Below are 12,047 nucleotides of genomic sequence, written 5' to 3'. Positions count from 1 at the left end.
TAATTCCCCCGGAGCCGTTCCGCTCCGGACGCATTGCTTCGACATGCCCTCCGCCGCGGGTTCTGCCGTCGGTACGACGCTGTTGTGGGATGGATATACCGATGACCGATACGCCCATGTTCACCGAGACGTTCAACGTCACCTCAGACAACCCATTGGTCATGGGTCACGTCGTGCACGGCCGCCCCCTCATGCCGGGCGTCGGCCATGTGGAACTGGTGCTGGAGGTCCTCGCCCGCCACGGGTACCCGATGGCGGAGACCCTGCTGCGCAGCCTGACGGTCCTGGCGCCGCTGGCGGCCCTTCCCGGCGAGCCGGTCGCGGTCACCATCGAGGGGCGCGCCGCACCGGCGGGCGGTGTGCGGGTCGAGGTCCGCGGCCGCCCGGTGGGCGGCGGTGCCGAGGCGGTGTACGCGACGGCCGCCGCCGAGCGCCGCGCGCCCGGGGGCCTGACGGCCCGGCCGGCTCCGGCGGCCGACCCCGCGACCGCGACCACCTCGCTGGACGAGATGTACGCCTGGTGCCGCGAGCACGACCTGGTCCACTCCGGTCTGATGAAGCCCCTCGGCACCGTCCGCCGGCGCCCCGGTGAGTGGACGGCGGAGGTCGAGCTGGGGGCGGAGCACCGTGCGGGCGCCGGCCGCTTCCTCTTCCACCCGGCGCTGTTCGAGGCCGCGCTGCTGAGCGGCGGGGTGGCGACGGGCCTGCTGGAGCGCGGCGGCGCACCGGGGGCGGGGGAGGACGGGCAGGAGTTCTACCTGCCGCTGGCGTTCGAGTCCTTCCGGGCGACGGGGCCGCTGGGCAGCCGGTGTTCCGTCAGGATCCCGGCCGACTCGGTGCACCGGACCGACGAGCTCATCCGGATGTCGCTGGAGTTCTACGACGCCGCAGGCCGGCCGGTCGCAGAGCTGGGCGGGTACGTGGCCAAGCGGGTGCGGGCCGGGGCGGGGCTGCCCCCGGCCGGGCAGAGCGAGCAGACCGGGCAGACCGGGCAGACCGGGCAGACCGGGCCGCGCCGGGAACGTGCCGTGGGTGCGGCGGGCGTGGGGGGTGCGGCGGGCGCCGGCGGCACCTCGCGGGGGGAGCTGCTGGAGCTGCTGCGCGAACTGGTCGCCGCGCGCCTCGGGGTGGCCCCCGCCGAGGTCGGGGCGAACGCCGGGTACTACGAACTCGGGCTCGCCTCCGCCGCCCTGGTGGACCTGGTCGTCGAGATCGAGGACCGGATCTCCGTACCGCTCCCGCTGACCGTGGTCTTCGAGCACACCACCATCGCGGAGCTGGCCGCCTGGCTGGAGACCCTGCTCGCGGAGCGGGGCGGCCGCCCGGCCGGCGCCGAGGCCGCCGTCGGGGCCGACCGCGCCGCGGAGCTGACGGCCGGGCTGAGCGACGAGGTGGCGGCCCTGCTGGGCCTGCCGGTCGAGCAGGTGGACCCGGACACCGAACTCGCGGAGCTCGGCTTCGACCTGGTCGCCCGCTCCGCCTTCGTCGAGCGGCTGAACGACCGCCACGGCCTCGCGCTCACCGCCGCCGTCCTCTCCGCGCACCCGACCGTGCGGGCCCTGGCGGCCCACCTGCTCGCGCAGCACGGCGACCTGGTCGCCCCGGCGGCCGCGCCGTCGCCGACGGCGGGCCGGGACACCGCGGACCGGGGCCGTCCGCACCCGATGCTGCACCGCGCCGTACCGGCCGGGGACGGCGCCGTGTACGAGACGCACTTCGACGGCGACGAGCCGTACCTGCGGGACCACCGGGTGCGCGGCGCCCGGCTGCTGCCCGGGGTCGCGCACCTGGAGATGGCCAGCGCCGCGGCCGCCGCCGCGCTGGGCGCGCCGTCGGCCCACGCGGTGCGGCTGGAGGACGTCGTCTGGCTGCGTCCCGCGGTCTGCGGACCGGACGGGCTGGACCTGCGGGTCGCCGTGCGCCGGGCGGGCGACGGGGCGGCCTTCGAGATCACGGTCGCGGGCGACGACGGCACCCCGTGCTGCCAGGGCCGGGTGCGCCCGGCGGAGGGCACCGGGCGCGAGCTGCCCGCGCTGGCGCAGGTCCGGGCCGACTGCGCGGGGGAGGAGATCCCGGCGGCCCGTGTCTACGAGCTCTACGCGGGCGCCGGGCTGGAGTACGGTCCGGCCCAGCGCGCCCTGACCGCCCTGCGGCCGGGCACCGACGCGGCCGGAAACCCGCAGGTGCTGGCCGAGTTGAGGCTGCCGGCCGAAGCCGGCCCGGCGGCGGGCTGCGTGCTGCACCCCGCCGTCCTCGACGGCGCACTGCAGGCCATGGCGGGCCTCCGGCTCACGGCCGGCGGTGCGGCGGGCGACGGTACAGCGGGTGACCACGGGGCGGGCGGGGCGGTCCGGGCCGCGCTGCCGTTCGCCGTCGCGCGGGTGGACGCTCCCGGCACCGTCCCCGCCCGCGCCTTCGCCTGGCTCCGGTACCGGCCGGGCAGCGGCCCGGACGCGGCGCAGCCGCAGCTGGACGTCACCGTGTTCGACGAGGCGGGCCGGGTCTGCGCCGACCTGACCGGGCTGAGCACCCGCGCCCTGCCGCCCGCGCCCGGAGCTGCCCGGCCCGGGCCGGCGGCGAGCGCGCAGGTCGTCGAGGCCGGCCCCGAGGACGGCGCCACCGGCACCGACACCGGAACCGGCAATGACACCGGCACCGACATCGCCGTCATCGGCGTCGGCGGCCGCTACCCGGGCGCGGCGGACCTGGACGAGTTCTGGGAGAACCTGCGGTCCGGCCGCGACTCGGTGCGCCGGCTGCCGCCCGGCCGCTGGCTGCGGCCCGCCTGGGCGGGGGCGGACGGCGCCGGCCTGCCCGACGTCCGGGGCGGCTTCCTCGACGGCATCGACCTGTTCGACCCGCTGTTCTTCCAGATCTCGCAGCGCGAGGCGGAGTACCTCGACCCGCACGAGCGGCTGTTCCTGGAGTGCGCGCACCACGTCCTGGAGGACGCCGGGTACACCGGGGAGCTGCTGAACCGGACCAGCGGCGGGGTCGGCGTGTTCACCGGCGTGATGTACCAGGACTACCAGCTCTACGGCGCGCAGGCGCAGCAGCAGGGCCTGCCGGTCGCGCTGTCCGCGAGCGCCTCCTCGGTGGCGAACCGGGTGTCGTACGTCTACGGGTTCACCGGGCCGAGCCTGGCCGTGGACACCATGTGCTCGTCCTCGCTGACCGCCGTCCACCTGGCCTGCGAGGCGATCCGGAGCGGGCGGTGCGGTGCGGCGATCGCCGGCGGCGTGAGCCTGACCTCGCACCCCGCCAAGTACCTGATGCTGGGGCAGCGCAACTTCCTCTCCAGCGACGGCCGCTGCCGCAGCTTCGGCGCCGGCGGCGACGGCTACGTGCCCGGCGAGGGCGTCGGCGCCGTGCTGCTCAAGCCGCTGGCGCGGGCCCTGGCCGACGGGGACCACATCCACGCCGTGATCAAGGGCACCGCCGTGAACCACGGCGGCCGCACCACCGGCTACACCGTCCCCAGCCCCGCGGCCCAGGGCCGGGTGGTCGGCGGGGCGCTGGCCGCGTCCGGCATCGACCCGCGGGCGCTCGGCTACCTGGAGGCGCACGGCACCGGCACCGCGCTGGGCGACCCGATCGAGATCGCGGGCCTGGTCCGGGCCTTCGAGGAGGCGGGGGCCGCGCCGGAGCACTGCGCGATCGGCTCGGTGAAGTCCAACATCGGCCACGCCGAGAGTGCGGCCGGCATCGCCGGGATCACCAAGGTGCTGCTCCAGCTGCGGCACGGACAGCTCGCGCCCAGCCTGCACGCGCGCACCCTCAACCCGCACATCGACTTCGCCGGCACGCCCCTGCGCGTCCAGCAGAGCCTGGAGCCGTGGCAGCGGCCCACCGTGACGGACGGCGGGCGGCGCCGGACCCTCCCGCGGGTGGCCGGCGTGTCCAGCTTCGGCGCGGGCGGCACCAACGCGCACGTCCTGCTCGCCGAGTACGAGCTGCCCGCCCCGCCGCCGGCCGCGGGCGGCCGGCCCGCGCTGCTGGTGCTCTCCGCCCGGAGCGAGGCCCAACTGGTCGAGCAGGCCCGCCGGTTGCGGGACCGGCTGGCGGAGCTGGGCGAGGACGACCTGCCCGGCGTCGCCTGGACGCTGCAGACCGGCCGGATGGTCCTGGAGGAGCGGCTGGCGTTCGCGGCGGGTTCGGTGGCGGAGGCCTCGGCCCTGCTCGCGGAGTTCGCCGCCGGGCCGGGGACGGACGGCGGCTGGGTGCGCGGCACCGTGCTGACGGACCGGGCGCCGGCCGAGGCGGAGCTCGCCGCCGCCCTGGACGCGTGGGCCGGCCGGGGAGCCACCGACCGGCTGCTGCGGCTGTGGGCCGGGGGGACCCCGGTCCCGTGGGAGACGGTGCAGGAGGCCTACCGGGCCGGCGGCGGCCCGGCAGCGCGCCCCCGCCGGGTGCCGCTGCCCGGCTACCCGTTCGCCCGCGAGCGCTGCTGGATCGAGCTCGACGGCATCACCACGGGCGGCGAGCCCTGGCCCGTCACCGGGGAGGAGCCGGCGCCCGTCGCCGGGGAGGAGCCGGCGCCCGTCGCCGTGGAGGAGCCTGCGCCCGTCACCGTGGAGGAGCCCGCGCGCCGCGCCGACGCGGAGCGGCGGGAGGCGCCCGAGGGCGAGGTGGTGCTGCTGCGGCCGGGCTGGGCGGCCGATGCGGCGGCGCCCGCCGGCGGGGCCGGGCACGGGTTCGCCGCGCACCACGTGGCGGTGGTCGGCACGCTGACCGCGGACGAGCGGGAGACCCTGCGGGCCGCGCTGCCGGCGGAGGCCGACTGCACGTTCGTCGAGCTGGTCGACGGCCCGTCGGACCGTCAGTACACCGAGGCCGTGCGCGCAGTGTTCGCCCTGGTCCAAGAGGTCATGCGGACCGGGGTGCCGCGCCCGGTGCTGTTCCAGGTCGCGCTGGCGCACCCCGCGGCCGCCGGGCCCGAGCGGGACCGCCTCGCCTGCCTGCGCGGCCTGACCGGGCTGCTGCGGTCGGCCGGCCAGGAGAACCCGCAGCTGCGCACGCAGCTGGTGGACTGCCTCGACGGCGCAGGACCGGCCACCGTCGCGGCCCGGCTGGCCGCCGAGGCCGGGCCGGAGCCCGCCGCCGAGGTGCGGCACCGCGACGGCCGCCGGTACACGGCGGTGCTGGGCGAGGTCGCCGCCGCCGGAGCCGCGGCCGTGCCCTGGCGGGAGGACGGCGTCTACCTGGTCACCGGGGGCGCCGGCGCCCTGGGCCTGATCGTGGCGCGCGACCTCGCCGCCGCCGTCCGGCACGCCACCGTCGTCCTGGTCGGCCGCTCGGCGGCCGGCGAGGAGGTGCGGGCCGCGCTGGACGCCCTGCGCGCCGCCGGGCTGACGGCGGAACACCGGCGTGCGGACGTCGCCGACCGGGCCTCCACCGCCGCCCTGCTGGCCGGGGTCACCGCCGACCACGGGCCGCTGACCGGCATCCTGCACGGCGCCGGGGTGATCGAGGACCGGCTGATCGTGACCAAGTCCCCGGCCGGGCTGGAGCGCGTCCTGGCGCCCAAGGTCGCCGGGGTCGTCCACCTCGACGAGCTCAGCCGCGAGGAGCCGCTGGAGTTCTTCGCGTGCCTGTCGTCGGCGAGCGGCGCCTTCGGCAACCTCGGCCAGGCCGACTACGCCGCCGCCAACGCGTTCATGGACACCTACGCGGTGTACCGCAACCTCCTCGTGGCGGCCGGGGAGCGCAGGGGCAGGACCGTCTCCGTCGGGTGGCCGCTGTGGGCCGAGGGCGGGATGGGAACGGGAGAGGCCGTCACCGGGCGGCTGCGGGCGATCGGCCTGGCACCGCTGGACACCGAACGGGGGTTGGACGCTTTGCACCGTGCACTGACCGACGACGACGCCACCGGGGACGGCCGGGTGATCGTGCTGGCGGGGCAGCGGGAGGCGCTGTCCCGGATCACCGGGCAGACCGTGCCGGTGGAGGACACCGGGCCGGCCGCGCCGGCGGCGGACGCCGGGCCCGCGGCCGACGCCGGGCGCGTGGACGACGCCGGCCGGCTGCTGGCGGAGCGGGCGGTGGGCCTGCTGCGGCGCACCCTCGCCGAGATCCTCAAGCTCGCCCCGGAGCGGCTGAACCCCGGTGTCGCGCTGGAGCGGTACGGCATGGACTCGGTGCTGGCGGTCACCGCCGTCACCCGGCTGGAGGAGGCCTTCGGCCCGCTGGCCCGGACGCTGCTGTTCGAGCGGCCGACGCTGAACGAGCTGGCCGGCTACTTCGCGGCCGAGCACCCCGCGGAGCTGCGCGCCGTGCTGGGCGAGCCGGTCCCGGCCCCCGCCGCGTCGGCGGCGCCCGCCCCCGCTCCGGCCCCCGCGGCGCCGCCGGTCACCGCCGTCACCGCCGTCCCGGGCACACCCGCGCCGGAGCACGCGGCCGCGCCGCGGCCCGCCGACGACCGGGCCGGCTTCCGGGACATCGCGGTCATCGGCATGGCCGGCTCGTACCCGCAGGCCGAGGACCTGGACGCGTTCTGGGCGCACCTGCGGGCCGGCCGGGACTGCGTGACCGAGCCGCCCGCCGGCCGCTGGGACGGCGCGGACGGCTCCGGGGCCTGGGGCGGGTTCCTGGACGGGATCGACCGGTTCGACCCGGCGCTGTTCGGCATCGCGCCGCGCGAGGCGGCCGTGATGGACCCGCAGCAGCGCCTCTTCCTGGAGACCGTCTGGCGGCTGCTGGAGGACGGCGGCGTCACCCAGGAGGTCATCGAGCGCCAGTACGGGCGACGCGTCGGCGTCTACGTCGGGGCGGCCTACCAGCTGTACCGGGCGGACGCCTCCGACCCGGCGCTCGCGGCGCTCACCGCGACGGCCTCGTTCAACCTCATCGCCAACCGGGTCTCGCACTTCTTCGGCCTGGAGGGGCCGAGCCTGGCCGTGGACAGCATGTGCACCTCCTCGGCCATGGCCATCCACCTCGCCTGCGCCGACCTGCAGCGCGGCGAGAGCGAGCTGGCCGTCGCCGGCGGGGTGAACCTGGCCCCCACCGCGGACAAGTTCCTCGCGCTGTCCGAGATGCGGATGCTGGGCAGCCACCCGGGCAGCCGCAGCTTCCGGGACGGCGACGGCTACCTTCCGGCGGAGGCCGTGGGCGCCGTGCTGCTCAAGCCGCTGGACGCCGCCCTGCGCGACGGGGACACCGTGCACGCCGTCATCAAGGGCACCGCCTCGCTGCACAGCGGCCACGCCAACGGGTTCCTGACGCCCAGCCGGCGCGCCCAGGTCACCGTCATGCGCCGGGCGCTGGAGCGGGCCGGCACCGCGCCCGGCTCGATCGGGTACGTGGAGTCGTCGGCCAACGGCACGGTGCTCTCCGACGAGATCGAACTGAGCGCCCTGCGGGAGGTGTTCGACGGGGCGGCCGAGCCGGTGGTGGTCGGCTCGGTGAAGTCGAACCTCGGGCACCCGGAGGCCGCCTCCGGCGTCGCGCAGCTGACCAAGGTCGCGCTGCAGTTCCGGCACCGCGAGCTGGCCCCGCTGACCGGGGTCGGGAAGCCCAACCCCAACCTCGACCTGGCCGACGGGCCGCTGGAGCTCTGCGAGCAGCTGACCCCCTGGGAGCAGCGGCCGGACGCGGACGGCCGGCCGGTGGCCCGCCGGGCGCTGATCAACTCCGTCGCCGCCGGCGGCAGCCACGTCACCCTGGTGGTGGAGGCCCCGCCGGAGGCGGCCCCCGAGCCGGCCGGGCCGGTCGTCGTCGGGACGCAGGTGGTGGTGGTCTCCGCCGGCAGCCGGGCCCGGCTGCGGACGACGGTCCGCCTGCTGGAGGAGCACCTCGGCCGGACCGGGGAGACGGACCTCGCCGGCGTCGCGTACACGCTCCAGCTGGGCCGGGAGGCGATGGCCGAGCGGCTGGCGGTGGTGGCCGGCGACGTCGGGGAGCTGCGCGCCTCCCTCGCCGCGTACCTGGCCGGAACGGACGGGGCCGACGGGACCGGTGCGCCGGGTGCCCCGTCCGGAGGCGCCCTGTACACCGGCAACGCCGAGGCCGGGGCGAGCCCGCTGATGGCGGTGTTCGAGGGGGCCCGCGGCGCGACGTTCCTCTCCGCCCTGGTCGCCGACCGGGACCTGGAGCGGCTCGCCGAGCTGTGGGTGAGCGGGGCCAGGATCCCGTGGAGCGGGCTGCACCCGGGGCGCCGGAGCCTGGTGTCGCTGCCGGGGACGGCCTTCGAGCGGAAGAGCTACTGGCTCGACCGTCCGGGCCCGGCCGCGCCCGCGGCACCCACGGCCGTGACGCCCGCCGCACCCGAGGCCGTAACGCCGGTGGAGCCCGTTGCGGACACGCCCGCTGCCGCCGCGCCTGCCCCGGCGGCGCCGGCCGGCAAGGACCGCACCGTCCTCACGGCCTGCGCCGAGCTGCTCGGCTACGGGCCGGACGAGCTCGGCCCCGAGGACAGCTTCCTCGCGCTGGGCGGCCACTCGCTGCTCGCCTACCGCTTCGCCGCGCTGCTGCGCGAGCGCGGCCTGCGCTGCGAACCGCCCGTCATCCTGCGGGCCCGCTCGCTCGCGGAGGTCGCCGAGGCGGCCGAGGAGCTGCCGGCGGCCGCGGAGGGCGCGTCCCGCCCGACCGGAGCCGGGGCCGCGGACGCCGCGTCCGCCCCGGCCGGGATCCCCGAGGGCACCACCCACGTCACCCCCGCGATGCTGCCGCTGGTCCGGCTCACCGAGGACGAGGTGGCGGCGGTCGTCGCCGCCGTCCCCGGCGGAGCCGCGAACCTCCAGGACGTGTACCCGCTCGCCCCGCTGCAGGAGGGCATGTTCTTCCACTACGTCAGGGAGGGCGAGCACGACCCGTACGTCTCCTCGGGCCTGTTCTCCTTCGCGGACCGCGCCACCCTGGACCGGTTCGCCGCCGCCCTGGCGGCCGTGGTCGCGCGGCACGACGCGCTGCGCACCGTGATCCTCTCGGACGGCCTCGGCACGCCGGTGCAGGCCGTGCTGCGGCAGGTGGACCTCACCGTGGAGGAGACCGCCCTGCACGCCGGGACGCCCGCTGCGGAGCAGCTCACCGAACTGCTCCGCACCGCCCCGCGGATGCCGCTGCACCAGGCCCCGCTGATCCGCCTGCGGGCGGGCCGGCACCCGGACACCGGGACGTGGCACGCGGCGATGAGCCTGCACCACGTCGTCCACGACGCGTCCTCGCTCGGCCTGCTGTTCGCCGAGACCGTCGCGCACATGGAGGGCGGGCAGGACGCCCTGCCGGCCCCGGTGCCCTACCGCGACTTCATCGCCCACACCCGGCGCCGGCCGGCCGACCTCGATCCCGCCGCCTTCTTCACCGGGATGCTCGGCGAGGTCTCCGAGCCGACCGTGGTGTTCCGGCTGGACGACGTGCACGGCGACGGGCAGCAGGTCGTCGAACTGAGCCGGCCGCTGGACGAGGGGCTGGGCCGCCGGGTCCGCGCCCTCGCGGCGGAGCTGCGGACCAGCCCGGCGACCCTGTTCCACGCCGGCTGGGCGCTGACCGTCGCCGCCTGCGCCGACCGTGACGACGTGGTGTTCGGCACCGTCATGTCGGGCCGCCTGCAGGGGCCGGCCGGCATGGAGCGGATGCTCGGCAGCTTCATCAACACGCTGCCGATGCGCCTCGACCTCGCGGGCCGCAGCGTGCGCGACCTGGTCCGGGAGACCGAGGAACTGCTGCACCAGCTGGTGCGCCACGAGCAGATCCCGCTCACCGAGGCCCGGGCGTGCAGCGGGCTGCCCAGGCCCGAACTGCCCCTGTTCAACGCGATCTTCAACTACCGGCACCTGCCCGGCGACGCCGGCCTCGACAAGCTGCTCGACCGGGTCGGCATCACCCCGCTGTCCGGGGTGCACGAGCGCAGCAACTTCCCGGTGACCGTCTCCGTCGACGACCTCGGCGGGGCGTTCCGGATCGACGCGCTGATCCACCGGGCGCAGAGCGCCGAGGTGGTCGTCGACTGCCTGGAGGCCGCCGTGGCCGCCCTCGTCGACGCGCTCTCCGACGAGCGGCGCGCCGACGGCGCGGCCGTCGGACTGTCCGTGCTGCCGCCCGCGATGCGGCACCGCGAACTCGTCGCGGACGCCTGGACCCCGGCCACCGCCGAGGAACCCGGGGCCGGCTCGGAGCAGCACGTGCACACCTGGTTCGAGGAGGTGGTCCGCCGGGCGCCCGACGCGGTGGCGCTGCGCTGCGAGGACCGCGAGCTGACCTACGCCGAGCTGAACGCGCGGGCGAACCGGCTGGCCCGGTACCTGCGGGAGCTGGGCGTGGGCCCCGACGAGCTGGTGGCGCTCTGCCTGCCGCGCAGCGAGTGGATCGTGGTGTGCGCGCTGGCGGTGCTCAAGGCGGGCGGCGCGTACGTGCCGCTCGACCCGACGGCGCCGGCCGAGCGGCTCGGCCACGTGGTGCGGGACAGCGCCCCGCGGGTGCTGCTGGTGGACGGCGCGGTGCCGGAGGGGCTGGACGCGGGCGCGGCCGTCGTGGTGGACGTCCCCGCCGACGCCGCCCGCTGGGAGGGCCTGCCGGACGGCGACCCGGAGCCGCTGCCCGGCTCCTCGCCCGCGAACCTCGCGTACGTGATCTACACCTCGGGCTCGACCGGCCTGCCCAAGGGCGTGATGGTCGAACACCGCAACATGGCACGGTACTTCCTCGCCATGCAGGAGTGGTTCGGCTACCGCCCGGACGACGTGTGGACGCTCTTCCACTCCATCGCCTTCGACTTCACGGTCTGGGAGATCTGGGGCGCGCTGCTGAACGGCAGCCGGCTGGTGGTGGTCACGCAGGACGTGGCGCGCAGCCCGAAGGACTTCTACCGGCTCCTCTGCGAGGAGGGCGTCACCGTGCTGGGCCAGACGCCGACCGGGTTCGGCCAGCTGATCGCGGCGCAGGGCGAGGACGGCACCCCGCACCGGGTGCGGTCGATGGTGGTCGGCGGCGAGGAGCTGGACGCCTCCCCGCTGCGCCCCTGGTTCGAGCGGCCGATGAACGACGGGACGCTGCTGGTCAACATGTGGGGGACCACCGAGACGACGGTGGTCAGCACCTACCGCGAGATCGTGGTGGGCGACACCGTCCTGTCGACCAGGCCGATCGGCGGGGCGCTGCCGGGGCTCGGCGTCTACGTGCTGGACCGGCACGGGAACCCGGTGCCGACCGGCGCGGTCGGCGAGCTGTACATCGGCGGTGAGGTGGTCGCCCGCGGCTACCTGAACCGGCCGGAGCTCACCGCGCAGCGCTACCTGGACGACCCGTTCCGCGGGCCCGGCGCCCGGATGTACCGCACCGGCGACCTCGGGCGCCGGCTGCCCGACGGCTCGCTGGAGTTCCTCGGCCGCAACGACGACCAGGTCAAGATCCGCGGCTACCGGATCGAGCTGGGCGAGATCACCGTGCGCCTCAACGAGCACCCCGCCGTCGACGACGCCCGGGTGGTGGTGCGCGGCCAGGGCGACGACCGCCGCCTGGTCGGCTACGTGGTGCCCTCCGCCCGGCAGGCGCCGGACGAGGAGGTGCTGCGGGAGGAGCTGGACGCCGCGCTGCGCGCCGTGCTCCCGCCGTACATGGTGCCCTCCGGCTACGTCGCGCTGGAGCGGCTGCCGCTGACCGGCAACGGCAAGCTCGACACCCGGGCGCTGCCCGAACCCGCCGCCCCGCAGCGGTCCGACGACCACGGCTCGGCCCCGGGCACCGAGGCCGAGCACACCGTCGCCGCGGTCTGGGCCGAGCTGCTGCGCGCCGACGCCGGGGTCCTCGGCACGGCGAGCGACTTCTTCGCACTCGGCGGCAACTCCCTGCTCGTGACCCGCATGATCAACCTGATCAAGCAGCGCACGGGTGTGGAGCTGAAGGTCCAGGCGGTCTTCGCGGCCCACACGCTGGGTGCGCTGGCCGCCGAGGTCGCGAAGGGCGTCCCCGACGCCGCGGCCGTCCCCGAGCTCGACCTGGACACGATCCTGGACAGCATCAGCCTGGTCGAGAACATGACCGACGCGGAGCTGGACGCCCTGGACATTGACAACGCCGTCCTCGACATCGAGAGCTGAGCAGAGAGACCG

At 76.7% G+C, this 12,047-nt stretch carries 1 protein-coding gene; it reads left to right on the top strand.

Annotated features, from left to right (window positions below; translation table 11 throughout):
• The first annotated feature begins 101 nt into the window (after window positions 1–101).
• A complete protein-coding gene (locus ABZ885_RS02240) occupies window positions 102–12,035 on the top strand; it encodes an amino acid adenylation domain-containing protein (protein ID WP_360182329.1) in 11,934 nt (3,977 codons plus the stop codon).
• The last annotated feature ends 12 nt before the right edge of the window (window positions 12,036–12,047 follow it).

Origin of the sequence: Kitasatospora sp. NPDC047058 (assembly GCF_040643935.1) — a bacterium.
In the GTDB taxonomy this organism is placed as follows: domain Bacteria; phylum Actinomycetota; class Actinomycetes; order Streptomycetales; family Streptomycetaceae; genus Kitasatospora.
The sequence above is the reverse complement of the archived record's forward strand: the minus strand, read 5'-3'. Positions and strand labels throughout refer to the sequence as shown.

Coding starts and splice junctions, on each gene's coding strand:
- ABZ885_RS02240 (WP_360182329.1), top strand. CDS start 102: ATGACCGATACGCCCATGTTCACCGAGACGTTCAACGTCACCTCAGAC.